General features: G+C 44.1%; 25 protein-coding genes. 14 read left to right on the top strand and 11 right to left on the bottom strand.

Features of this window, described 5'->3' with window-relative positions; translation table 11 throughout:
- Positions 1–40 precede the first annotated feature (40 nt).
- The 6 genes from NSU15_RS29500 (at position 41) to NSU15_RS29475 (ending at position 6,536) form a co-directional block, all read left to right on the top strand.
- The gene (locus NSU15_RS29500) at positions 41–2,137 is read left to right on the top strand and encodes a cellulose biosynthesis cyclic di-GMP-binding regulatory protein BcsB (protein ID WP_042131532.1); all 2,097 of its coding nucleotides are present in this window, start codon (positions 41–43) and stop codon (positions 2,135–2,137) included.
- Positions 2,127–2,981 (top strand): diguanylate cyclase, encoded by an 855-nt coding sequence (locus tag NSU15_RS29495; protein WP_339288519.1) that lies wholly within the window; start codon positions 2,127–2,129, stop codon positions 2,979–2,981. Before NSU15_RS29500 ends, NSU15_RS29495 begins: the two co-directional genes overlap by 11 nt.
- A 207-nt stretch (positions 2,982–3,188) precedes the next feature.
- A complete protein-coding gene (locus NSU15_RS29490; protein ID WP_042131530.1) occupies positions 3,189–3,437 on the top strand; it encodes a type B 50S ribosomal protein L31 in 249 nt (82 codons plus the stop codon).
- A 149-nt stretch (positions 3,438–3,586) separates the two neighbouring features.
- Positions 3,587–4,108 carry a YcxB family protein gene (locus NSU15_RS29485; RefSeq protein WP_042131529.1) on the top strand — a complete coding sequence of 174 codons (522 nt, stop codon included), beginning with the start codon at positions 3,587–3,589 and terminating at the stop codon, positions 4,106–4,108.
- A gap of 83 nt (positions 4,109–4,191) precedes the next feature.
- Complete coding sequence (locus NSU15_RS29480; protein WP_339288518.1) at positions 4,192–5,766, top strand: diguanylate cyclase; 1,575 nt, start codon at positions 4,192–4,194, stop codon at positions 5,764–5,766.
- A 62-nt stretch (positions 5,767–5,828) separates the two neighbouring features.
- Positions 5,829–6,536 (top strand): DNA alkylation repair protein, encoded by a 708-nt coding sequence (locus NSU15_RS29475; RefSeq protein ID WP_339291512.1) that lies wholly within the window; start codon positions 5,829–5,831, stop codon positions 6,534–6,536.
- A gap of 80 nt (positions 6,537–6,616) precedes the next feature.
- On the opposite strand, the gene NSU15_RS29470 is transcribed toward NSU15_RS29475, so the two are convergent.
- Positions 6,617–7,657, bottom strand: coding sequence for a stalk domain-containing protein (locus tag NSU15_RS29470; RefSeq protein WP_042131525.1), 1,041 nt, complete (start codon positions 7,655–7,657; stop codon positions 6,617–6,619).
- Positions 7,658–7,815: 158 nt separating this feature from the next.
- On the opposite strand from NSU15_RS29470, the gene NSU15_RS29465 reads away from it, so the two are divergent.
- Entirely contained in the window at positions 7,816–10,383 is a 2,568-nt protein-coding gene (locus tag NSU15_RS29465; protein ID WP_339288516.1) for a DUF2339 domain-containing protein, read from the top strand.
- A gap of 33 nt (positions 10,384–10,416) precedes the next feature.
- Positions 10,417–11,130 carry an HAD family hydrolase gene (locus NSU15_RS29460; RefSeq protein ID WP_339288515.1) on the top strand — a complete coding sequence of 238 codons (714 nt, stop codon included), beginning with the start codon at positions 10,417–10,419 and terminating at the stop codon, positions 11,128–11,130.
- A 100-nt stretch (positions 11,131–11,230) separates the two neighbouring features.
- Here NSU15_RS29460 and gdhA read toward each other — a convergent pair whose 3' ends face one another.
- Complete coding sequence (gene gdhA / locus NSU15_RS29455) at positions 11,231–12,616, bottom strand: NADP-specific glutamate dehydrogenase (protein WP_042131522.1); 1,386 nt, start codon at positions 12,614–12,616, stop codon at positions 11,231–11,233.
- Between the two features lie 238 nt (positions 12,617–12,854).
- Here gdhA and NSU15_RS29450 point away from each other — a divergent pair, with 238 nt between their 5' ends.
- From NSU15_RS29450 to NSU15_RS29440, 3 genes are all read left to right on the top strand, one after another.
- On the top strand, positions 12,855–13,133 hold the full coding sequence (locus NSU15_RS29450; protein ID WP_042131521.1) for a hypothetical protein: 279 nt from the start codon (positions 12,855–12,857) through the stop codon (positions 13,131–13,133).
- A 259-nt stretch (positions 13,134–13,392) separates the two neighbouring features.
- Positions 13,393–13,593, top strand: coding sequence for a cold-shock protein (locus tag NSU15_RS29445; protein WP_019914790.1), 201 nt, complete (start codon positions 13,393–13,395; stop codon positions 13,591–13,593).
- A gap of 119 nt (positions 13,594–13,712) precedes the next feature.
- Positions 13,713–13,943 carry a cold-shock protein gene (locus NSU15_RS29440; RefSeq protein ID WP_042131520.1) on the top strand — a complete coding sequence of 77 codons (231 nt, stop codon included), beginning with the start codon at positions 13,713–13,715 and terminating at the stop codon, positions 13,941–13,943.
- Between the two features lie 104 nt (positions 13,944–14,047).
- On the opposite strand, the gene NSU15_RS29435 is transcribed toward NSU15_RS29440, so the two are convergent.
- From NSU15_RS29435 to NSU15_RS29410, 6 genes are all read right to left on the bottom strand, one after another.
- Complete coding sequence (locus NSU15_RS29435) at positions 14,048–14,509, bottom strand: VOC family protein (RefSeq protein ID WP_339288513.1); 462 nt, start codon at positions 14,507–14,509, stop codon at positions 14,048–14,050.
- Positions 14,510–14,553: 44 nt separating this feature from the next.
- A complete protein-coding gene (locus tag NSU15_RS29430) occupies positions 14,554–15,021 on the bottom strand; it encodes a VOC family protein (protein ID WP_339288512.1) in 468 nt (155 codons plus the stop codon).
- The gene (locus NSU15_RS29425) at positions 15,018–15,581 is read right to left on the bottom strand and encodes an NADPH-dependent FMN reductase (RefSeq protein ID WP_042131516.1); all 564 of its coding nucleotides are present in this window, start codon (positions 15,579–15,581) and stop codon (positions 15,018–15,020) included. Before NSU15_RS29425 ends, NSU15_RS29430 begins: the two co-directional genes overlap by 4 nt.
- A 150-nt stretch (positions 15,582–15,731) precedes the next feature.
- Positions 15,732–16,424, bottom strand: coding sequence for a response regulator transcription factor (locus tag NSU15_RS29420; protein ID WP_042131514.1), 693 nt, complete (start codon positions 16,422–16,424; stop codon positions 15,732–15,734).
- A 22-nt stretch (positions 16,425–16,446) separates the two neighbouring features.
- Positions 16,447–18,117 carry a GAF domain-containing sensor histidine kinase gene (locus NSU15_RS29415; protein WP_339288510.1) on the bottom strand — a complete coding sequence of 557 codons (1,671 nt, stop codon included), beginning with the start codon at positions 18,115–18,117 and terminating at the stop codon, positions 16,447–16,449.
- 249 nt (positions 18,118–18,366) lie between these two features.
- Positions 18,367–19,758 (bottom strand): MATE family efflux transporter, encoded by a 1,392-nt coding sequence (locus NSU15_RS29410; protein WP_339288508.1) that lies wholly within the window; start codon positions 19,756–19,758, stop codon positions 18,367–18,369.
- Positions 19,759–20,022: 264 nt separating this feature from the next.
- Between NSU15_RS29410 and hxlA the strand changes: the two genes are divergently transcribed.
- The 3 genes from hxlA (at position 20,023) to NSU15_RS29395 (ending at position 21,682) form a co-directional block, all read left to right on the top strand.
- The gene (gene hxlA / locus NSU15_RS29405; protein ID WP_339288506.1) at positions 20,023–20,655 is read left to right on the top strand and encodes a 3-hexulose-6-phosphate synthase; all 633 of its coding nucleotides are present in this window, start codon (positions 20,023–20,025) and stop codon (positions 20,653–20,655) included.
- 7 nt (positions 20,656–20,662) lie between these two features.
- The gene (gene hxlB, locus NSU15_RS29400) at positions 20,663–21,220 is read left to right on the top strand and encodes a 6-phospho-3-hexuloisomerase (RefSeq protein WP_339288505.1); all 558 of its coding nucleotides are present in this window, start codon (positions 20,663–20,665) and stop codon (positions 21,218–21,220) included.
- A gap of 84 nt (positions 21,221–21,304) precedes the next feature.
- Positions 21,305–21,682: a helix-turn-helix domain-containing protein gene (locus NSU15_RS29395; protein ID WP_042131506.1), complete on the top strand. Its 378-nt coding sequence runs from the start codon at positions 21,305–21,307 to the stop codon at positions 21,680–21,682.
- A gap of 97 nt (positions 21,683–21,779) precedes the next feature.
- Here the strand turns inward: NSU15_RS29395 and pepT are convergent, their stop codons facing one another.
- The 3 genes from pepT to NSU15_RS29380 form a co-directional block, all read right to left on the bottom strand.
- A complete protein-coding gene (gene pepT / locus NSU15_RS29390) occupies positions 21,780–23,012 on the bottom strand; it encodes a peptidase T (protein WP_339288504.1) in 1,233 nt (410 codons plus the stop codon).
- A gap of 96 nt (positions 23,013–23,108) precedes the next feature.
- Positions 23,109–23,762, bottom strand: a complete 654-nt coding sequence (locus NSU15_RS29385; protein ID WP_052414768.1) for a sortase — start codon at positions 23,760–23,762, stop codon at positions 23,109–23,111.
- A gap of 34 nt (positions 23,763–23,796) precedes the next feature.
- Positions 23,797–24,921 (bottom strand): hypothetical protein, encoded by a 1,125-nt coding sequence (locus NSU15_RS29380; protein WP_339288502.1) that lies wholly within the window; start codon positions 24,919–24,921, stop codon positions 23,797–23,799.
- Between the last annotated feature and the right edge of the window lie 378 nt (positions 24,922–25,299).

The following is a 25,299-nucleotide window of genomic DNA, read 5'->3' as shown; positions in this document are numbered from 1 at the left end:
AAGTAATATGAGAAATATGTGATCACAGGAGAAACAGAACATGATGATGAAAAAACAAATGGTTATACTGTTGACCTGCCTCTCTCTTTTTCTAATTCAAATGAATATTGCAGCCGCCGAGGCCCCGCCTAAGGATACAAGATTAACATACACAACCTCTTTCACGGGGACGGATACTGCGCTAAAGGGTTCGAGTACTAAGCAGCAATATTTTGAGGTTATGGATTATTGGAATGTGGATGAGATCAGAATTAACCTGCACTTTCAAATTTCGCAAATTACCAAGGAGCAGATTTCTAGCGTTACCTTAACGCTAAATGGCAGCCCATTCTATACATTTAGACCCTCTCTAAAGAACAACGGTGAACAACAGCTGGTCCTTCAAGCCCCCAAAGAGCTTCTGAAAAAGGGGACCAATACGCTTGGTATTCAGGGCTATTTACAGTCGAGCAATACAGATGAGTTATCTTGTACTGTCGATTATGATTATGATAATTGGCTTCGTCTGTTTAATACATCCAGCATTAACGTATTGTATACGCCAAAGCCTTTGACTGGTGGGATCAGTGACTTTAGCGATCGTTTCTCTGGAATAGATACCTTAACGAAGAATCAGAGTATTCTGACCGTACCGGATAAAAGCACAGGGGCAGAATTGGAGTCGGCTACTTATGCGCTCTCCGGGCTTGTGAAGGGGAATACATTGGACAATAGAACGATTCCAATGCTTCCCTACCGGTCAGATGCGGTGAAGAATAAAGCTGCGGTTGTGCTGGTAGCTATGTATGACCGAGTACCAAATGCGCTAAAGGCTCAGCTAAGCACCTCTGAAGATTTAAGTACACATGCATTACTGCAGTTAGTGAATAAGGATACTCAGCCCACACTAGTCGTAACCTCGAAGGATGAGAACTTACTGATTAAAGCAGGCCGTTTTGTTGCGAATCAAGAGTTATTGGGTCAAATCAGCAGTGATTTAAAGGTGGTCGATGATGCTACAGAAGTATCTGCACCACCCCTTTCGATTAGCTCCAATATTACGTTTACAGAAACGGGTGATAAACTCACTGGGGCACGTCATCAGGAGCAGACCTACTTTGTTTCACTGCCCTCTAACCGCTCGATTGCAGATTCAGGCAGAATCAGATTCGATTTCCGTTATGCACAGAATTTAGATTTCGACCGTTCATTAATGACGGTCAGCATCAACAACACACCCATTGGCAGCAAGAAGCTGACCAAAGAGCTGGCGAATGGCGATAAGCTGGAGCTTCCAGTTCCTCAAAACTTGAATATTTCCGGTAATTTTACGGTGACAGTAGCTTTTGATTTGGAGCTGAAGGGTGCCGGGTGTACCCTGGATAAGGATCAAACGCCGTGGGCTTATATCAGTAAGGATTCTGTAATGCGTCTTAATACTAAAGATCGGACGGAGCTCTTGTTTAATAACTATCCGTATCCGTTCATACGTGACGGCATTTACAATCAAGTGGCAGTTGTTCTGCCACAAGAAATGGATGATTATGCATATCTGAGTTTATCTAATGTGTTTAATCTGCTTGGAAAATACGCAAGCGGTAATACAGGGAACATTCAGTTCTACACGGATAGCGTTAGCGCAGATCATTTGAAGAATAATAATATCATCGCGATAGGCGCGTACAAGAATAATAAGATTATCCGTGATCATAATGATAAGCTCTATTTTCAATATAACGGGAGCGGATCAGCGATCCGTTCCAACGAGAAGATGAGTATTGAAGAGCAATATGGAGCGCAAATCGGAACATTGCAGTTGATTGAATCACCATTTGAGGCTGGACGAGGGTTGCTTGCTGTTACGGCAGTTGACTCTGAAGAGTACTACTTGGCGACGAAGCTGATCGCAACAGAGCGGGACAAATGGAAGGTGTTTGGCGATGGGGTTATCGTGGATAAAGACGGTAATGTCAACGCGCACCGTTTCAAGATCATTACTGGAGCAGCAGAGGATTCCGTGGTTAAGAAAATAGCGGAACGGACAGACGTACTGAGCTTCATTATCGTAATTGTACTAGTGCTGACGCTGGTGATTCTATCGCTGATCCTGCTGCTTCGTAAACATATGAAGAAACGTGGTGATAAGCGTGAGACGTAATCGCAGCGGTTTAATTTCAGATATTGCGCTCTTATCGTTCCTGGTGCTTCTATATATTTGTATTGTCTTTATTTCAGGGGCACCCGATGATTATATCCAGAATATTATCATTTTAAATGTAGCTTTTATTCTGGCGATCGTTACGTACTTTACTACGGTGACCGCAGGGTTAGTCTTGAATCTAGTGTTTATATTTGCTTACGGATTCTACACCATGTATCAGACGATATCTCTGGGTGAAACCATTGGAATGAACACGTACTTCTGGCTAATTATGACCCCATTGTTAACGGTGGTGCTATGGATATTTACATTAAGCAACCGAGAGCTACAGGCTGAGAATCAACGTTTGGAGAAAAAGACTGCCAATATGGCTATCATCGACGAGAACACAGATCTGCGAAACAGCATTTCTTTTCAGAAGGATGCCACCTTATTTACAGGCATTTCGACTCGATATCAGATTCCACTCACACTGCTTGTAGTGAAAGTGAAATACTGGAATGAGATTAGACGTATCATTCCCGAAGATAAGCTGGCTGAGGCTATTCACGACGTGTCTCAGCTCAGTCAGGCGAGCATTCGTACCAATGATGCACTGTATTTACTAGACAAAGATGACGCAACATGGGGCCTGCTGCTGTTCACTGATAGCGATGGAGCAAAGATTGTGATTGATCGGATTAAATTGAAGCTTCAAGAGCTTAATGACACTGAATTTGTCAAAAAGTATAAAGTCAGCCTCGGTCTTAAAATCGGTGCCGTAGAGTATCAATCGTGCACTATTGAGAATCCGCTGGATTTCATTGTTCAGGCTAAAAAACAGCTGGAGTATGATGTATAAGCTGCTTGACTTCGAGGGAATATAAGGAATATGGGATATTAGTTGACTTTATATGTCGATTTCACGTATGATGGAGTGGTGGTCTAAATCGTAAGATTTACGAATTTTCCTACGTTTATTAGGTTATGCTTATATATAAACCTACAGATCATTTGGTTAATTTACCATAAAGGCTCCACTAATTTGTTCAGAAGGAGGACGATCAGAATGAGAGAAGGCATACATCCTAAGTACAACAAGGTTATTTTCATGGATGCAAGCGTAGGCTTCAAATTCCTGAGTGCATCTACAAAATCATCCAATGAAACAATGGAATGGGAAGATGGTAACACTTATCCTGTTATCCGCGTGGACGCAAGTTCCGCATCCCACCCGTTTTACACTGGTAAACAAAGAGATACAGAACAAGGCGGCCGTGTTGACAAGTTCAAACAACGTCTTGCACAAAAGAAATAAGAATCCTTACGGACAGCAAATTCTTATATTCTTAAAAAGGGACAACCCATTTAGAAGCGATCGCTTCAGGGATGTCCCTTTTTTGTGTTCAGACATGTTAAAATGAATGGAATTGATAAATTTCGATAGTGGCAGGGGAGCGATCGGTAATGGAAAATGAAATAAAAGTAGATACAGTTCTTAAGAGTGAGGACGTTCAGGAGTTTAACCTATGGTTTAGCTTGAATAGTCGAATTATACTTAACTCTTTCAGTGTGGTTGCTTATTTTGTGATTTTACTGTTAATTACTAAGAATTACAGTACTACGAATATTTCAGTCCTTGCTGGGACTGCGGTGATTCTTGCTGCTGTTTTATGGTATATGACCAAATCAAGTTTAGTCAAAAAATCTAAAAAAGCTTTCGCTACAGACAGCTTAGCCCAGCAGCCTCAGAGCTATTCCATATCAGACGAAGGTATAAAGTACGTATCCGAGGCGGGCTCCGGGCAAGTGAAATGGGAGGAGATACATAAAATAGGCGAAACGATGAGCTTGTTCGTGTTTTTTGTGTCTTCTAATAGAGCGCTGATTATCCCTAAGCGATATTTTCAGTCAGAACAAGATAAAACAACATTTAAGGATTTGGCCAGAAAGTATATGTTCTCTCATCGAGTGAAGTTCAAATCGTAGAATTACTGTTTTTTGTCGATTCATTTGTAGGTTCGATTAGGATATAATGATAGAAGCGACTTGAAAAATAGGAGAAATATGGCATGCCGTGGATTCAAGGATATCCGTATTACTTATTAATGGGCAGTGTTCTAAGCTTTTACATGGCTATAAGCTCCTATCGACATCGGAAGTCGGCAGGAAGACGCTATCTGTGGATCTTAATGCTGCTGGTTAGCCTCATGTTTATTGCGACGGCGGGGGAGATTATGTCATCCTCTTTTCAGGCTAAGCTGTGGTGGAAGAATATGCAGCAGGCTCCGCTTTTTTTAAGTGCGCTATTTACTTATGCTGTAGTCAAAGAATATTTGTCCCCATCCACGGAACGCCTACCTATTAAGCTTGCTATTTTTTCGATTCCTATTGCTTTGGATATACTGCTTATTTTTACGGATACCTATCATCATCTAATGCGTAGTGAAGTGGGCATTGCCACTGTTGCGGGTGTTAGTGGAATTACTGTAAAGCCTACGCTCCTTAGCATGGCTTTTATTGCTTATGATCAGCTTTTTGGTCTATATGCGGTCTGCTTGCTGGCTCTTTCCTTGATCAATAGACCGAGAGCCTTTTTGCGGCGTTCTTTCCTGCTGCTGGCTGGGCTGCTTGTTCCGGTTGTTTCCGTTTTTTTACTTCCTCTTTTGAAGATCACGCTTACAGGCTTTACAGCCTTCACTTATTTACCCGCAATTATAGCGGCTTATTTGTGTCTGTTCATTGACCCCAAATCTACGGTCTACCCTTTAACTAAAATTAAAATCTTAGAGCATATGAAAGACGGCGTAGTTCTAACAGATCAGAAGGATAGAATCATTGGTATAAATGAGGCTGCGACCTCCATATTATTGGAGATTACCGGGATATTGCATGAGACCTGGATGGGGAAGGATATTGATCTTTTTATGAGGGATCACGAGGACATCAGCGCTCATTATAGCCAAAGAACCGAAGGGCAGTTTGAGATTGAATGTACTGGAATGAGAGAGATTTGTTATGGCGTTTCTTTGATTGCGACGGAGCATCGGGCAACAGAGAACAAGGGGATGCTGATCGTTTTTAGTGACCATAGTGAAAAGAAGCGGTATGAACGTGAACTGCTCTATCAAGCTACAGTAGATGATTTGACTGGACTTTATAATCGCAGGCATTTTATGCAAATGGTGCAAAATCAAACGATTCCAGACGGATTAGGACTGGCACTGTTGTTATTCGACATCGATGATTTTAAATTAATTAATGATACTTATGGTCATCTGGCGGGAGATCAAGCTTTGGTTGACTTTTCGAATAAAATACTTCTGGTATACCAAGATAAAGGCATTGCCGGAAGGGTCGGCGGCGAGGAATTTGCCGTATGTTTTTTTGCTGAGGATAAACGCGCAGCACTGAAGGAAGCCGAAGATTTTCGTACGACGATGAGTGGTTACACCATAATTTTGAACGAATATGATAGTGTTCACCTTACCGCAAGTATTGGCATTTCTTTTACAGAGCGTAGAGAAGTGACCTTTGAAGATTTATATCGAGAAGCAGATGAAGCGTTATATCGTTCTAAGAATACGGGCAAGAATAGAGTGACGCTGGGTCGTGAACCTGTCTTAAGAGAAGCGGTGAAGGGCTAGGGAACATCGAGAAGCCAGATCTGCGTGCTGAGCAACGAAGAAGAAGGGGTGTCCTAATGAATCTGACAATTAATGAAGTGATGAGTAAGCTTGAGGAAATGGGTACAGAGCAGACGAAGCGTACCTTTATACGACATGGTGCTAAGGAGCCTTTATTCGGAGTAAGAATTGGGGACATGAAGAAGCTGGTGAAGGATATCAAGAAAGACCAAAGTCTGGCTCGCGCATTGTATCAGACGGGTAATTATGATGCGATGTATTTAGCAGGACTTACAATTGACCCCAAGACGCTTACGAAGGAAGAGCTTCAAAGCTGGGTAGAGGCAGCTTACTGCTCTGCTTTAGCGGAATATACGGTAGCCTCTGTCGCCGCAGAGAGTCCATTCGCATTGGAGCTCGCCAGAGAGTGGATTCGTTCCTCGGATGAAATGGTGGCTACTTGCGGCTGGAGTACTTATGGAAATTACATTTCAGTTACGCCGGATGATCTGCTGGACATCGCTGAGATCAGAGAGCTATTACAGCAAATACAAACAACCATTCATCAGGAACGGAATCGAGTTCGTTACACGATGAATATGTTTGTAATTATTGCTGGCAGCAGCGTAACCGAACTGTATGATGAGGCCACGCAGATTGCTGCAAGCATTGGAAAGGTCCAAGTGCATATGGGACCAACTGTATGTAAAGTACCACTCGCTGTAGACTATATTGCTAAGGTTGAACAGGCTGGAAAGCTTGGTGTGAAGAAGAAGACTTGTATTTGTTAAAATATAAGAAAGCAAGATACAATCGAATCGTCAAAAAGGCCAGTTCACTTAATCTGAGAACTGGCCCTTTTTATATAGTCTTATTGTTGAGCGGAATCTACTACGACTTTAACAGCAGTGCCAATCGGTGGCAGGCTCTTAGTCAGCATAGGGCTGTAGAATCCTATAACTTTTGCACCTTTTACAAGCTCACTGCTGTTTACAGCTTTGCCATCAGGGTTCATTAGCACAGTATCTTTACTAATACGAAGGACTACTTCTTTTTGTGACTGTTCGCTAAGACCATTGCCTTTAACGGTGATGCTGATGTTTCCTTCATCGTCTTTTTGAACTTCTTCAATGGCACCAGCAGTGCCCAGAAGATCATTTTGTTTCTGCTCATCTAGAACAGTGATTTTGTAAGTTGGAGTTTGCGGCGGCAAGCTCATGGTCATGATCATGGAATGCTCAGCCTTTACGGTCATACCGATCTGAAGATCTTTCAGTGCAAGCTTAGTACCGTCTGCCATTTCGATAGTCGTATCTTCACCTACATTCAGTACGATGCCATCTGTGCCAACACCTTGAATCTGAACGGATTGGAATTTACCCTCATTATTGACAGCTGTAATCACGCCAGTCTTGGTCATGTGCTCTTGCTGATTAGCATCAGTGATCACGATGGAATCTCCCTTCACTGTCATGTTGTGGTGGATAATTTCACTTACAAAGGAAGCTGGAACATACAAAATGGAGTTAACCAATTGTGGTGCAGTTCCAAGCGTAGTGTTCATTTTATTGATGCTATAGCGATCTTCTCCGGCTTTTACTGTAGTGAATACAGCACCATTGATAAGATCAACGGATTTAGTTTGTCCATTCCAAGTTAATTCGAAGCCGAGTGCTTCACTAACCGAACGAAGTGGCACCATAGGCTCTTTTCCATTTGTAGTCTGGAAGCCAGTTTCCTTCAGAGTGGAACCGTTGATTTCAATTGCAAACGTCTTTTGATTAGCGTTAACAGAGGTTTGAGTAGCATCATTTTTTGCAGAAGTTGTGGTTGGTGCGGCATAAGCTGCTCCTGTTGAAAGTGCTAGGGACAAAGTTAAGAGAACCATACTTGTTTTTAAGGTGTTGTTCATAGTTGTGAGCTCCTTTTTAAGTTGATTTGTTAGTGTTGTTATTATCTAGACGGGGCATCTCTCCAATATGTTGCAGTTTTTTTGTATAAAAAGAGCAAGAGACCTTTCCGTTTGTAGTAAAATGGAAATATTAACAATCGCTCACATTAGGAGGCGCTATGGAGTCATTCAAAGATCGACTTAGATTTATGAAGGTCCAGCAGGACGGGCTTATTAAAGAATATGAAGCTCTGATTGCGGAATATGAAAGTCACGATCTGGTCAATGAGAATGAACACTTGAAGAAGCAACATGAGAAACATAAGCTTGCTTTAGTTGAGTTAAAGACTCAGGTAGGGAAGCTTCAAGAAGAGAATACCGAGCTAAAAATTACACTAACGGAACAAATCTTAAATGAGAAGCTTGGCATTCTTAGCTTGTCGAGACAGAAGCTGCAGACTTATTTTGCCTCTAAAAGCCTTGCCCATACAGACCGGCTGACGGCTTTTGAAATGGAGACGAAACGTCGCATTCAGCAGCTGTACCAAACAGCTGCGAGGCAGCTCGGGGAGGATAAAGTAGAGTTATCCAGCCGGATTGGAGCGTTGTCGGCGGAGTTGAATGAGCGTGTACTAGCGCAGCGACAAAAGCTGAGGGAATCCGAAATTCATCAGAACGCTAGCATGGATAACGGATTACATGATTTTGCCTCAGAAGAGATCAGTGAAGAAGTATTGGAGCGTCGAAGAAAACAAAATCAGATCGAAATGAAGATTGGACTTGGCTGGATTAATAAACTTGGGATCCTGCTGCTGATTTTGGCTGTGGGAGCGGCATTCAGATATTCCTATTCCAACTGGTTCACAGGTTATATGAAGGGGAGCGCCTTTTTTCTATTAGGATTACTGATGTTAGGGGGCGGGGAGTGGCTGTATCGCAAAGGAAAAGGGACGTTCGCTTTAGGGCTGCTTGGCGGCGGAATTTCAGTGCTGTACGGCTCTGTGTTCTATAGCTATTTTTTACTGGATATTATCAGTATTTATGTAGGGCTATCCTTATCCGTACTCATCACTTTAACTGCTGTACTTCTGTCTCTAAGGTATGAATCACGAAGTATTTGTGCTTTGGGCTTAATCGGAGGGTATTTGCCACTATACTCTTATTTGGGGGCATTCGGTCTTTCGGGCAATGCGGTTTACGTGGCGATGGGTTACTTGTTTCTTTTAAACTTGTTCATTCTATTGATCTCCTTCCGCAAACGTTGGAACGTTGTCAATTATATCAGTTACTTATTTAATACACCTTCCATGCTGATATTAATTGCGTTATCAGATAGCAACGGAGTGAATATGATTTATGCGGTGCTGACTTTTGCCATGTATTTGGGCATTACGTTATGGTACCCGTTCAAGTATCGCTCCAAGCTGTCTTGGTGGGATTTCTCTCTATTAGGATGCAATACGTTTATTAGCTGTCTCACCTTGTATCTTCTATTTCTGGATGCAGGGCTGAAGGATTACAACGGAGCGCTGGCGCTGGTCTTCTGTCTGCTGTATCTAGGGCTTGGACGAGGAATCCAGAAGCTAATGCCACAGGAAAAAGAAAGCATGTTGCTGTTCTACGCTACTTCGTTGACCTTCGGTATTCTAATGATTCCTTTCCAATTCGGAGCGGCTTGGTGGTCCATTGGCTGGTTGATTGAAGGCGTCGTGCTTACCCTGTTTGGTAATCTGAATCGGTTTAAGGGGATGGAAAAGGCAGGCTGGGGTATTTTGACGCTGTGCCTTGTGGTGTTCTTCGGACTAAATGTACCGATGCAGTTGGATATAGCCAATGAATGGATGAATTCTGCAGACGCTTATTTTCCGCTAAAATATTTCTTCATTACTGCAGGCATGCTGATTATCGCCGTATGGTATGCCGTTCAACATAACCGCAAGGATGCTCTGCAGCGCAGTGAGCCATACGAAATCACCTTAGCCCTATGGTTTAAATACGCAGCGTTATTGAATTTCTGGATCTATGGATTGTATGAATCGAGAAGATTGTATCGTCTGGCTGTACCGGAGGATTTCTCACATAGAACCTTCTATAATTTGCTGCTGTCTGCTCTGTTAACTATTGTTCTAGCCTATGTATTGCCGAAGGTGAAGGTGTTGTATGACACCATCGTTAAATATTTTGTGAGACTTCTCTTTGGGATAGGTTATGCTATTTGCTTGGTGATTACAGTGGGCCTGCCAAGTCTGCAGAATGATATTGCACGTAATACTGGGGCTGATTATATTGCGCTGAGTGTACTTATCATTTTTAATATCTTCGTATGGTTTAGCGGACGTGATCTGCTGATCGCAGTACTTAAACGTGAGTATAAAAGTATGGAGATCTATCCTGTCTTCATGGGAGTGTATCTACTCGGAATCATCACCGCTTTTCTAGGGGTACAGCTGCAATTGAGTGATGCGGGATTAATATTTAGTCTCGTTTATCTATTAATAGCAGTTCTGTTCATCATGTACGGCTTCCGCAAAAGATATGTGTACATCCGACGCTTCGGTCTTGGATTAACATTAATGGCAACAGGTAAGCTGCTGCTATACGATCTGGGACTACTAAATACCGGAAGTAAAATCATCGCTTATGCCAGCTTTGGAATTTGCCTGCTTGGCATCTCCTATCTTTATCAAAAGGTATCGAACAAAATGGAGGAGGGGCAGGCAGCAACGGAGAATGTGACTAAGGGGTAGACTACCAAGTGAACCATAGGAAGGAAGACGGGGATGTATCAGACTTATATTTTCGATCTGTACGGTACACTAATTGATATTAAGACAGATGAGGAGCATTCTGAGGTCTGGGGACGGCTGGCTCTCCATTTTGGATACCAGGGACTCTCTATATCAGGGGGAGAACTGCAAGAACGGTTTCTACAGGAGCGGGATCTTCAGCTAAGTGAAGCCGCACGGAGCTGTGAGTATCCGGATTTCGTGATGGAGGAGGTGTTTCGGTCTGTGGCCCGTCAACTAGGCGGAGAACCGGATCAAGCATGGTTATATGAAACCGTTAGATGGCTGCGGACATTATCGATGGTTCATATCTCTCTATATGACGGTGTGGATGAAATTCTACAAACGCTAAGAGAACGTGGCAAAAAAGTATTCCTGCTCTCCAACGGGCAGAAGACTTTCATTGAAGCAGAATTAACTATCCTCGGAATCATCCATCTATTCGATGGCATTGCGATCTCTTCGGAAGCAGGGGTGAGTAAGCCTGATCCGCTATTTTACAGCTACTTAGTCGACAAATATGAAGCGGATTTGAGCTCAGCTATTATGATTGGAAATGATCCTCGTACGGATATTGAGGGTGCTCTAAAGGTAGGCATAGATTCCTGCTATATACACACGGCTTCTTCGCCTTCTAATATGGTTGTGAAGAGTACGTATTCTATATGGGATGGCGATTTGCGGCTAATCCCAGGTTGGAAATCATAGTTGTACAAAAAAAGTCCCCGTACCCGGCTGCTTACTCACCGGTTACGGGGACTTCGTATATCGGACGTTTAGGATTGCAACGCCGTTTGTTTATGCTTGATTAGATTACGCCTTCAGCCAACATAGCATCGGCTACTTTTTTGAATCCAGCGATGTTCGCTCCTGCAACGAGATTGCCGGACTGTCCATACTGCTCGGATGCATCTACAGATTGTTGATAGATGGAAACCATGATCTCATGCAGCTTCGTATCAACTTCTTCAAAGCTCCAAGACATACGCATGCTGTTTTGTGCCATTTCAAGCGCAGATACAGCTACGCCGCCAGCATTAGCAGCTTTGGCAGGTGCGAATAGCACTCCAGCTTGTTGGAACTGATGAATAGCTTCGAGGGTGGATGGCATGTTGGCACCTTCGCCTACTGCTTTAACACCGTTCTCAATTAGTTTCAATGCCATGGTTTCATCAATCTCATTCTGAGTAGCACTCGGAAGGGCGATATCACAAGGAATAGTCCAAATTTGCGTGGAGTCTTCGGTATACACAGCGTTAGGGTGTTCATTCACATACTCGCTAATCCGTTTTCTTTCCACTTCTTTCAGGCGGCGGACAGTTTCGAGGTTAATGCCGTTTTCGTCATAGATATATCCAGCGGAGTCACTACAAGCTACGACTGTTGCACCTAGCTGAACTGCTTTTTCAATCGCATAGATCGCTACGTTACCAGAACCGGAAACAACAACGCGGCTTCCTTCAAAGGAAAGGCCTTTTGCTTTCAGCATCTCGTTTACGAAATAAACTGTTCCGTAACCAGTAGCCTCTGTCCGAGCCTGACTTCCGCCGTAACCAATACCTTTACCAGTCAATACGCCAGCCGGATATCCTCCGCGGATCCGCTTGTATTGTCCGTACATGTAGCCAATCTCACGACCACCTACACCGATATCTCCTGCAGGAACATCTTGGTCAGGACCGATGTAATTTTGCAATTCAGTCATGAAGCTTTGTGCAAAACGCATGATTTCGCCTTCGGATTTCCCTTTAGGATCAAAGTCGGATCCGCCTTTACCTCCGCCGATGTGTTGGCCGGTAAGAGCGTTTTTGAAGATTTGCTCGAAGCCGAGGAATTTGATGATACTAGCATTAACGGATGGGTGAAAACGAAGTCCGCCTTTGTAAGGTCCGATTGCACTACTGAACTGTACACGATACCCACGGTTCACTCTTACTTTGCCTTGATCATCCGTCCAAGGTACGCGGAACATAATCAAACGTTCTGGTTCGACCAATCTTTCCAGAATGGCATTTTCCTGATACTTAGGTTCAGCAGCGAGGATCGGAAGCAAAGATTCGAGGATTTCCTTTACAGCCTGATGGAATTCGGGCTCAAAAGGATTGCGTGCAACAACCTGTGCGTACACGTCTTCGATATAACGATGTGCCTTGTTGCTGTTTGTGTCTAATTGCTGGGTAGATACTGAGCTCATGAATTCAACCGCCTTTTCTAGTATTCAATTTGGTCCAACACTTTTTTTATATTTTGGCACAAGTCAATGTTCCTCACAACTGTTTTTATTAAATAACTTACTTGAAGTGGAACGTTTTTTAGACTATGGTGTTATGAAATATGTTAAAAAAGCTTGCTGTACTTCGTGTAATGACGCGTTAAAGCGCGAAATATGCTAAAATGATGTGTAATAATTGTAGGGAGATGAAATTTAAAAAATGAGTGACAAATTAAACGAGCAGGAATTAGTAACCGTATTATCTGCCAAAACTAAAGTAGATCCTAAATTAATACGTTTAGTATTAAAGCATGAACAGACCTTTATCAATAACGCGAAGGCCAATGCCAAAGGTGAGGTAGACATCGACAATGATGATCTGGTTGACTATGTTGTTTCCCAGCGCGATGTGAAGCTGGATGAAATCACAGTTGAGACGATTCTTGATGCGGAGATGGATTACTTAATGGATAAAGGTTTGGCAGGATATATCGATTAAGGCTTTGCATATGTCCGGCTTTAAAGCCTTTTGTTCAAGAGGATATAGAGCCGGAATGAAAAAAATAGGCATTTGCATTGCGTTTAGTGATTTAGTGTGGTACAATGAAATTAATCATAAATTTAACCCTTAATTCACATATTGTAAAAGGTTATCATTTGTGCGTATGAGTCCTTTTCCAATGTGTGAATTTTTATTTGTTCGTACACTACGTAGGAATAAAAGGACATGTGTTAAATAAAATATTGGAGGTAATATCATGCAAACAGGTACAGTTAAATGGTTTAATGCAGACAAAGGATTTGGTTTTATCGAGGTTGAAGGTGGAAGCGACGTATTCGTACACTTCTCCGCAATCACAGGCGACGGATTTAAATCTTTGGACGAAGGCCAACGCGTTGAGTTCAACGTAACTCAAGGCGCTCGTGGACCACAAGCCGAAAACGTTGTAAAACTGTAATTCGAAAATTAGGCTGCCCTTAACACAAGTTGAGGGCAGCTTTTTTATTTTTTGAACATATGAATCTGCCCCTAATAGGGTGGCGAAATCGTCTCGATTCGATCCAAGGAGGGGTATTTATGTATTTTCGTAAAAAAGCACTGGAGGATCTTCCACAGGAAGACACAGCCATTTGGTCTTGTACCAAGGAAGGTTGCACCGGTTGGATGCGCGATAATTTTGCATTTCAGTATGTACCTACCTGCTGGCAATGTAACTCTCCCATGACTAGAAGTATGAAGATATTGCCAATGCTTGTGAACACGAATTCAGATATGAAGGCTATGAAGAAAGGCATCACGATTAAGTAACAGCCTTTACTAAAACCATGCTAGAGATGGTTAAATAGAAGCAGCTAACATACTCAAACAGCTGGACCCTTGATGGTGGGCAGCTGTTTTTTTGTTGGAGTATTTTATTTCTGATCGAGCAATTTCTCCCACTCTGTTAAGGTGATATTCTCTGAGATATGCTTCAAATGTTCAGGAACCTCTACGTGGCACATGAATTCTAAGCTGTTGCCGTCCGGGTCGTTGAAGTATACAGAGGCATTTCCTTGATAAGCTCGGATAAAAGGCTCAACGGAAGTTCGATTACGGAACGGCACAGCATCTACTCCAATGGATTGCAGCCACTGCAGGGATTGCTTCAAATCCTCATAAGTTACGCGAAAGGCAATATGCCGTAAGGATGGATGGTATGGCGTTTCTACTTCCTTTCCTTCCCAAATGCCAATCCAGCTCCGACCTTCCTCAATCCAGAAAAATGCAGTTTCTTCATCTCGCCAAGCCATTTTTAATCCCAATTTCTCATAAAATTCGATAGATACCTCAAGATTACTCACTGGTAAATGTGCTTCATATAGTCCTTTAATCATGTTCTTGTCTCCTTTTGCAGGCTTAGCCTGTATCTTATTTATAACTACCAGGTTCTTTCGTGCGCGATTTCCCATTCATTCCATGGTACGATTCCTAGCTCAGGTCTGGGCAGATCAGGCAGTACGGCTAGAAACTCTAAGGAATGACCATCTGGATCTTTGAAATACACGGATACGGCTGGCATCCAGCCAAATACATATAACTGCTCCTTCTCATCATCCAGGAAGTTGGAGGTTTCAATCCCCTTGGCCTTCAGATAGGATACCGACTGCTTCAAATCCTCAAGCGTTACTTGAAAAGCAAAGTGCTGACGCACGACCTCGGAAGGTGCCTTCTCCCAAATTCCGAGCATGGCCTGATTACGATCTTCTCCAATCCAGTAAAATCGCCGCTTGCGGCCTTTAGTATTCTCCGAATGGGCTAAGGGTAGTCCCAGAACATGTTCATAGAAATGAGAAGATTGTTCAAGGTTAGTCACGTTCAGATGGGTTTCAAACAGTCCTTTGATCATAGGGCGGCACCTGCCGGGCTATTGATTTTGCGAGCTAAATTTAGGAATGATTCTAAGACTAGACGAATGCGATCTTCAATCTCTTGGCCGCCCTCGTACCCATCGTATCCAACCTCGAAGCGCTTACGCTGCATCCCGCCGATGGAAATCCAATCAGGTGTATTAATCCCATGTAGGTTGCGTACAACCGCCTGTAATTGAAGCAATGAGCTTACACCTACAGCTCCGCCTGCAGAACTGGCGGACAGTACCACTTTGCCGTTGAAATGGGTCTGGCCTAGATGGTCCAGCGCATTTTTCATCACACCACTCATGGAGCCGTGGTATTCCGGGGTAATTAGGATGATTGCGTTCGCGCTTAGCATCTCTTGATGGAGGGTGCTTAAATGCTCATGCTCTGGGTGGGACTCATCTGGTGAATAAAAGGGAAGCGGGCGTTTGTGGAGATCGAACAGGGTGACTTTTTCACCTTGCTGATTAATAAAGTGTGCGGCATGCTCTGCCAGCTTTGTGCTGGTCGCCTCTTTTCGATTACTGCCTGTCAGGATCATCACTTTCATCTGTATCCACTCCTATAAGGTGATTGCTATACACCAATGATAGCTGAATCGGGATTTATTGAAATCAGCACATGGAATGAACCTGCATAGCAAAGACGCTCAGCCATTGTGCTGAACGTCTAAGACTAAAGTTGTAGATGAGCTGAGTCGCTATGAGCTGTAGCCGTTTTTTAATGCAAAAATAGCAGCCTGAGTCCGATCTGATAAGTTTAGCTTTCCGAGTACATGGCTGACATGTGTTTTAACGGTCTTTTCGGTGATGACCAGCTTGCTGGCAATCTCTTTGTTACTCATGCCGAGTGCAATTAGATCTAATACTTCTTGCTCGCGTGGAGTAAGGAGCTCTAATCCGGTGATAGCAGCTAGTGTTGTATTTGGATCGTTTGGATCTGAAGTACGGACTTCCAATTGCTCTAGTGTAGAAGTTGCCATTAGATTCATCAGCTGACTGGCAGCCTCGGAATGTAGCTCGACTTGCCCGTTATGTACTTTGCGGATAGCGACTACCAGTGCTTCTGGTTCTATATCTTTAAGTAAATAGCCTTTAATCCCTACGCGGACTGCTGGCAGTACATGATCCTGATCCGAAAATGAGGTCAACACAATGACCTTGACCTGCGGATGGGAGATCCGCAGTGCTTGAGCGGTCTCAATGCCGTCCATAATGGGCATATGCAAATCCATTAATATAACATCCGGATTCAATTCGGCGGTTCTTTCTAACGCCTCACGGCCGTTGGAGGCTTCACCTATAACCTTGATATCAGGTTGTGTGGAGAGAAACACCTGCAGCCCACGGCGTACCATTGCATGGTCGTCTACTAATAATAAGTTTATCGTCATTTATTGATCACCCGACTTCATGTTAATTTGATGGTAAAGGGATGGTTACCTCAACCGTTGTACCTTGATGCTCCTCACTGTGAATAGAAAAATGGCCATCAAGCGCCTCGGCTCTTTCCTTCATAATATGCAGCCCGATAGATTCATTGGTGTCTGTGCTACAGCGCCGTTTGGCGCCGCCCTTACCCTGATCGATGATACTCAGTATCACCTCGGTAGCGTTCAAATGCAGAGATACTTCAGCTTTAGAAGCTCCGGAGTGCTTGCGCACATTATTGAGTGCTTCTTGACCAATGCGTAGTAGACCCTCTTCAATATTGCGAGGGAGCTCGAGAACGCCGCTTCGCCCAGTCTGTATCAGCAGCCCTAGTTGCTGACCGTGGGCCTGAAGCGCGGTCAACAACCCGGCTTCCAGCCCTGCAGGACGAAGCTGCATGATTAAAGCGCGCATTTCTTTGAGTGCAGATTGCGAGAGCTCTTGTATATCACGGACAGCCTCAGTAGCCGGATGGGAGGTGTGCTCTTGCTTCAGCATACTTTCCACACCTTTGGCTGTCATTGAAAGGGAGAACAGGATCTGATTCACTGAGTCATGCAGGTCACGGGCCAGTCGATTCCGCTCGTCTAGACGAGCGATTTCTCGGCGCTTCTCTCCGAGCTGTACGCTTTCCAGCGTAGCTGAAATATGCTCAGCGATCGCTTCGAGTACTTCTCCATCTGCGGTCGCCGAGGCGAGTGCTTTAGGCGAGGCGATGAGTAGAATGGCTGAGCTTTGCACGGTAATCTGCCGAAAGGGGACGGCAAGCATTACAACTCGCTCTCTATCAGGCTGTTCAGAGCAGCAAGATTTCGTAATTTCCTGTTCCTCGTCAGAGGTTAATGTTGCAAAGCGGTGTCCTTGCGAGATATCTACTAGACGATTCTTAAAGGAATCTGAGAGCTCAAAAGGGGCTATTTCAGGTGTTATATTAGCTGCATAAGCGGCTGCGTGTACTTCGAATTTCTCCTCTCGTTGTCCGATAATCGTTGCAAAAGGCCAATCAAAATATTGGACAATCAGGGCGGTAGTTTTCTCTACCAGAATGCTTGGAGAGATGCATTCACTAGCCGTGAGATTTAAAGCTGCGCTGAATTCACCTAATTTGGCGTACAGATTGGCCCGGCGCTGCTCGGTGCTGTATAGCTGCATGCGTTCAATGGCACTGCCAATTTGCAAGGCCACCGATTGCAGTAGAGCAAGCTCGCTGTCGGCGTAATGCGCTTTGCCCGGTGCTGCTACATTCATAAGCCCTAAGTAGCGATCGCCTGAATGGAGCGGGATGGTGGCGTGGTGGGTGATCCCCAAAGTATCCCCCCAGTTATACTGCCTGGCATTACTCAGCCGCTTGCAGTTTAGAATGTTGACAGCTTGTTCTAACCGTCCGTCCCATAGGCGCTCTAAGCACCAGCAGGTTCCACACTGCATCGGCTGTTTATTATCCCGTTGCAGCGCTGGCGGCAAACCTCGATCTACGGCGCATTCATATTCCATATTCTCTTCGCTCAGGAAGATCCAGCCTGCTGTATTTCCCGTTAGGTCTAACAGCTTGCCCATAACTGTATCGAGCATCGGTTTGAGCTCATTGGAACTATTTAAGGTCTCCGCAATTGTCTTGAGCGTCAGTAACTCGTGGATTCCGGTTTCTTCCGGCATGAGGTTCTCCCCTTTAGGTTAATTAAAGTATAAAAAATCATAAGATTCACACCATACTTTATGTCTTATATTTCTCGTTTAAACGCTTGCCGTCCTTATTAGGACGCCGAAGGCGTATATGCTGATAAGGTTCTATCTATTGTAACTTAGAATACTCCATTCATTCTAAAATTTTATGTAATCATGATGCCATAAAAAAGCAGCCCCTTAAGGTCTGGTATGACCTTAAAGAACCGCTAAGGGTATGCGTTAATTTACAGCTGCAGGGGTAGTGGAAGGTGTGCTGTGTTCTGCATCATCGTGCTGAATAAGTCCGTGTTTCTCCCAAGCCCGACTCTTCCAACGGAAATACATAATGACAGCTCTTAGCCACTCATCGGCCGCAGTGGCAATCCACACACCGGCTAACCCTAGATTAAGCTGGAACACCAGAAAATAGCCAAGGGGCAAGCTCATGCAGACCATGGAGATCAGTCCCATATATACAGGGAACTTCGCATCGCCAGAGGCCCGTAGTGAGTTGATAATGACCAAATTAGTTGTACGTCCAGTTTCTAGGAAGAAGCTAAGCAGTATAACCTGAGCCCCCATCGTGATAATGTTCTCATTTTCAGTGAAGAGGCCAAATAGCGGTACTCGGAAAATAATCACCAGAGCGTCTATTATTACTGTAACCAGCAACGCCCACTTCACACTGGAGAACACACGCTTATAGGCCTCATCGGGACGCCTAGCTCCCACCAGATGCCCTACGACAATGGAGGTTCCCATAGAAACAGCTACGCTGAATAAATAAATATAGTTGGAAATATTGAGCGCGTATTGGCGAGTAGCCATAGCTTCAGCACCCAAATAAGTAATATACAGTGTGAATACAAGCTGACAGGACTGATAGGTAATCGATTCAAAAGCGGACGGGATGCCGATTTTGAGAATTTGCAGCACGTATTTTTTGGAAAGATGAATGTAGTAGGTGAACTTCACTCGTATCTCCATCACTCTGTAGAGTAGCAGGAAGAAGACGATTAGACAGATAAAACGACTGGCCACCGTTGAGATAGCCGCTCCTTCGACACCTAACGCTGGAAGACCGAAATGACCATAGATGAGCAGGTAGTTACCCACCACATGGATGATATTCATCAGCAAGGATACGACCATCGTCTGTTTAGTGAAGCCGTGTGTACGGATTGTGGTCGCCAGAGCATTGATTAATGCTTGAAGAAAAATTCCGCCCCCGACGATATGTATATACGATTTGGCATAAACGAGAATATCCCCTTTAACATTTAAGGCAGTCAGTAGCGTCCCTCCGAATATCAGCAAAAACGTACTTAAGAGAATTCCTACTAACAGATTGAGGGTAATGGCATTTCCGGTCACTTGAGCCGCTTCCAGAGGTTTTTTGGAACCGAGGTATTGGGAGACCACAATTGCCGCACCGTTGCCAATTACACTTAGAACTAAAATGGCTATCGCAATGATCTGATTCGCTGCACCGACACCCGATACAGCATCGTCCGACACAGAGCTAATCATAAAAGTATCCACACTGCCCATGAGCATAAAAAGGAACAGTTCCAGAAATATCGGCCAAGTCAGCTTTACGAGGTTAAATTCTTGGTGGTTATTTTGCTTCATTGTACACCTTCTTACATCATGATAAATTTCCTGATATTCCATAAACAAACTGTAATATTAGCATAGCTTTCATGAAAATGCAGTACTTTTACAAAAATATGACAAGGCGTTTCTTAATTACTGCAAAGATAAAGCCGGTAGCAGCACATTAGTATCCTCCAGGTAACTACATCACAATAAAGTGCCTACTTCCCTTAAGGGGTGTAAGGATCTAGAATTTGTACATGACTTACTAAAATATATTAACAAGGAGTGCAAATAAATATGAAATTACAATTAGCGCTGGATCTAGTGGACATTACGGGAGCGAAAGAGATTGTATCAGAGGTTGCCGAATATATAGATATCGTTGAAATTGGAACACCTATCGTTATAAATGAAGGCTTGCACGCAGTGAAAGCTATTAAGGAAGCTTTTCCTTCTTTGACCGTGTTGGCTGATCTGAAAATCATGGATGCAGGTGGATATGAAGTCATGAAGGCCGTGGAAGCAGGAGCGGATATTGTTACGGTACTTGGTGTTTCTGATGATGCTACCATTAGAGGTGCAGTGGAGGAAGCTAAGAAAACCAATAAAGAGATTCTGGTTGACCTGATCAATGTGAAGGATATCAAGACAAGAGCTGCTGAAGTAGACGCGCTTGGCGTAGACTATGTCTGCGTACACTCTGGGTATGACCATCAAGCAGAAGGTAAAAATTCTTTTGCGGATTTGAATGCAATTAAGAGTGTGGTTAAACAGGCTAAAACCGCTATCGCCGGAGGGATCAAACTTAGCACGCTTCCAGAGGTCATCGCCGCGAATCCTGATCTTGTTATCGTTGGCGGAGGCATCACAGCTGAAGCTGATCAAAAGGCCGCTGCAGCAGAAATGAAGCGTTTAGTAAGCCAGGCTTAAGATTACAATGGACACAATGAAATATGCGCAGCGAATTATTGAGGAGCTTCAGCGCTCCATTTCTCAGCTTGATCATCAAGAGGCTGAACGAATGGCTGAGCTTCTTCTTCAGTCGAATAAGGTATTTGTGGCCGGGGCTGGTAGATCGGGATTGATGGGACGAGCTTTTGCAATGCGACTCATGCATGTCGGTAAAGAAGTGTACGTCGTAGGAGAAACGGTAACCCCGGGTATTGAGCCTGGTGATGTGCTTGTGCTCGGTTCCGGTTCAGGAGAGACGAAGGGGCTGATCTCTATGGCTGAGAAGGCCAAAGGAGTGGGTGCAGAGGTTATTGCTGTTACAATTGCGCCTGATTCAACCGTCGGACGTTTAGCGAGCTATGTAGTGAAGCTGCCAGGATCTCCAAAAGATCAGGCTAGTGGAAGCTACAACACAATTCAGCCAATGGCTTCTTTATTTGAACAGACGATGTTAGTCTTTTACGATGCGGTGATTCTGCGGATGATGGAGAAGACGGGGCAGACGACTAAGCAGATGTTTGGCAAGCATGCTAATTTAGAGTGAGCTTACAGAAACGAATGCCTTCCTATAAGGAGGATATTCGTTTTTGTGTTAGTATGATAACAGAAGAGAGGAGGCGCTTTAGGTATGGCAACCGAGATTAAGGATCGCATCAACTTGAAGGAAATTAATTGCGAGAAGGAATTAACGCTTGCGGTAATTGGAGGCAAATGGAAGCTGATTATCCTGTGGCATCTAGGGCTTGAAGGGACCAAACGGTTCAGTGAGCTGAAGAAGCTAATTCCTCATATTACGCAAAAAATGTTAACCAATCAACTTCGCGAGCTTGAAGAAGATCAGTTGGTTCTTCGGAAAGTGTATGCCGAGGTTCCGCCAAAAGTAGAGTATTCCCTGACTTCATATGGTCAGAGTCTGCTTCCCGTCCTTCGACTGATGTATGATTGGGGCAAAAATTACGGAGAAAATGTGATCTGGAAAGACACACCGCCAGACGAAAGATGCTAATCAAATAGTCTCTGATCATTAAAAATCCCTGAGAGGTCTGAATAGACCTTCTACAGGGATTTTATTGTGTCAATTATGGAGTAACTCGGATAACCAATTAAGCTTTTTGTTCGAATAGTTTGGTGATCTCTACGATGACGTTTACCGCTTTTACCATGTTGTCAGCAGAGGCGTATTCGAATTTACCATGGAAATTCTCGCCCCCGGTGAAAATATTAGGTGTAGGCAAGCCCATGTAGGAAAGCTGTGAGCCGTCTGTCCCCCCGCGAATCGGACGGATGACCGGTGTGATGTCCAGATTCTCCATCGCCTCATGGGCAATATCGACGATATGACGCACGGGTTCGATTTTTTCACGCATGTTGTAATATTGGTCTTTCATTTCGAGTACGATGTTCTCTTCACCGTGAATGCTCTTGAATTCATCTACGATGGCCGAGAGATAGGCTTTACGTGCCTCGAATTTCTCGCGGTCGAAGTCACGGATAATATATTGGAGCTTGCTGAACTCGGGGGTACCTTCAATGGAGCTAAGATGGTAAAAGCCTTCATAACCGTCCGTGAATTCTGGGGCTTCCTCAGAAGGGAGTCTGAGGTGTAGAGCCATGGCGATTTTTGCGGAATGAATCATTTTTCCCTTCGCGGTACCAGGATGTACGTTGACGCCGTATACAGAGATTTTTGCAGATGCGGCATTAAAGCTTTCATACTCTAGTTCACCGAGAGGGCCTCCGTCCACAGTGTAAGCATAAGAAGCATTAAAAGCAGCAACGTCAAATTTATGAGGGCCGCGGCCGATTTCTTCGTCCGGTGTGAAGGCGACTCTAATCTTGCCATGCTTGATTTCAGGGTGCTGAAGGAGGTAATTCATCGCTGTCATAATCTCAGCAATACCAGCCTTGTTGTCTGCGCCAAGCAGAGTGGTACCATCGGTTGTTATTAATGTGTGGCCTTTATATTCTGCCAGCTCTGGGAAGCTCACTGTGGACAATACAACATTCAACTCTTTGTTCAAAAGAATATCTTGGCCATCGTAGTTCTCGATAATCTGTGGCTTCACATTCGTTCCAGTAAAATCAGTCGCCGTATCCAAATGGGCTAAAAAACCAATGGTCGGAACATCCTTGTCCGTATTCGCAGGGAGTGTCGCCATAACATAGCCATGCTCGTCCACCTGGACATCCTCCATGCCGATTTCCTTGAGCTCTTCAACCAGCTTGTGAGCAAGCACCATCTGCCCCGGAGTGGATGGACAAGTCTCATTATCCTCGTTTGATTGGGTATCCATTTGAGCATACGAAATAAACCGTTCTATAACCTCTTTTTTCACTATGGGTCATCTCCTCATTACTGTTGTATCTATATAGTATCACTTTCCATATCCGGTCTCATCCCTGAGAAAGAAGATTAAGAGTTGAGATTAGCATTATTGAGGCAATGTCTCTTGCTTCACTAGCTTCGCTGAAAGTAAATACCGGTCGGGTGCTGATCCAACGTATGAAAAAGGATAACAGGTGATCAAAGTAAGAATGGCCTTATCGCTTGATTTTATAGCTCCGCGTTCATTTCCGTCTACAATCTTACTGCCTGTCACCTCATAGATGAACGTACCGTCCGTGCTTTCCAGTTCGATCAGATCCCCTGCGACGAGTTCTCCTAGATTGCGGAATACGGTATCACGGTGTCCAGCAAGCACACTATTGCCGGCGGCACCGATAGCTGCGCTACCTATATAGTGTCCGGCCCCTTTTTTTAACTCAGGGCTATCCGTACCCTCCAGAACAGCCACCTTCTTATTTAAGGTAGGGAAGCGGATCTCCCCAATCACCTCTCCCTCTGTATAGGACGGAGGAGAAATGGGTTGTTCTTTTGGAGAACTGACCATTCCTTTAGGAAGAGGGTTCTCTTCGTTTGGAAGGGGGCGGGCGATAGCTTCCTCCCTCTTTTTTGCCCAATCATTTAGGGCCTGTTTGGCCTCAATCGGTGCTTTGACGACTTGAACGATCGAATAAATCAGCACAACTAAAGAGAGTATAAAGATTAGCTTCACGGCTAGTAAGACACCATTACGCTTCTTCATACTCTCTCCTCCAGACTTATGTTACTAAATGTTATTATTTCTTCGATTTCAATCTGCGCATAACAATCACACTGAGCACTGCGATAGCTAAGCTGGCAAGAATTAAGTTATACCAAGGCTCCGCGGTATTTGGGAGCTTGTCACCTGCCTCTGGTGCGCCCAAAGGAATGTCGCCGTCAGGTAAGGCTATTTCATCACTTGGCTGAGGCGTTACATTGGTAGTTTGATTACCAGCACTTGGTGACGATGTTGGATTATTACTGATTCCGCCCATTGGGATCGGTTCTTCAGTAACGCTAATTTCATCTGCAGGCGGTGTAGGTGTAGGCAATGGTGTTGGTGTTGGTGTAACTGTTGTTGGTGGCACTGATTGACCTGGTGTTACGACAGCTGTAGGTGAAGCTGTATTCGTTGGTGAATCTGTAGGTGTCGTAGTTGGTGAAGTTGTAGTTGTTGGTGAAGTTGTAGTTGTTGGTGAATCTGTAGGTGTTGTGGTTGGTGCAACTGTTGGTGTCGGTGAAGCTTCTGGTGTAGCTGTTGGTGTTGTGGTTGCTGTAGGTGTTTCAGCAGGTGTTGTAGTCGGTTCAGTTGTAGCTGTCGCCGTTGCGGTTGCTGTAGGTGATGGATCAGGTGTAGGTGTAACTGTTGCTGTCGGCGTTGGTGTTGAAGTAGGCTCCGCAGATGGGCCTGGTTCTCCGGAAGCGGAGAATTCAAAAGCTACGGTCGTGGCCTTCCCTTGATATTCGTTGCCGGCTTCCCAAGGGAAAGTTACAGCCATTTGAATTACACTCTTTTCCCCTCCAGCAAGTGAACCAATGGTCACTCTGCCAGCAGCTTCACTCATCACTCCCGAATAGATGATTACTCCCTCTTTTTCGAGAGTCATTTGGAGAATATTGTACAACTCTACGTCCCCAGAGATGAATTTAAAGTCCACAAAATAATCAAAGCCTTCTGTGCCGTCGTTAATTATCGTGTACTCTGAGCTCATTTCGTCACCGGGCTTCATATTGTTCATGGTTGCTGTGCTCGTAGTGTGAGAATTCACAGTAAGTTTAATGGTATCCTGAGCGCTTACCCCTCCAGCCTGCCATATTACTCCTACCAGAATAATCAGAACGTAAGCAGCTATGAAGACCGAGTGGTATTTTTTCTTCATTTTCGTTGCTCCTTTCTCCTGAGCCCACTGTAGCTGTTGAAAAACAAAATCTGCGGGCTTCCGGCAAAATCCTTCGTTTTAAACGATTATTCCATCCTACAATGTCGAAATAAGTAGTTTCGAAAGGTACCACTCTTGCAATTGCATACGGAATCTTTCCGAAAGAACGAAGGAAGAGGGGGATAGCTAAAACATAATTCGTTCGTTATAGCGAATACATAAAGTATAATCAAAATGATATCTAAAGAAAAACGATGTATTACAACCAATTAGGTCATATTTGGTTAAATAACAAGTATATTATCTATTTATCTGTTGATTTCTCTCTATATCTCTTTATTTTTATGTTTATTCATATCTTAATAGTGTTTTATTAAG

Origin of the sequence: Paenibacillus sp. FSL E2-0201, assembly GCF_037963325.1 — a bacterium.
Lineage (GTDB): Bacteria > Bacillota > Bacilli > Paenibacillales > Paenibacillaceae > Paenibacillus_AQ.
The sequence above is the reverse complement of the archived record's forward strand: the minus strand, read 5'-3'. Positions and strand labels throughout refer to the sequence as shown.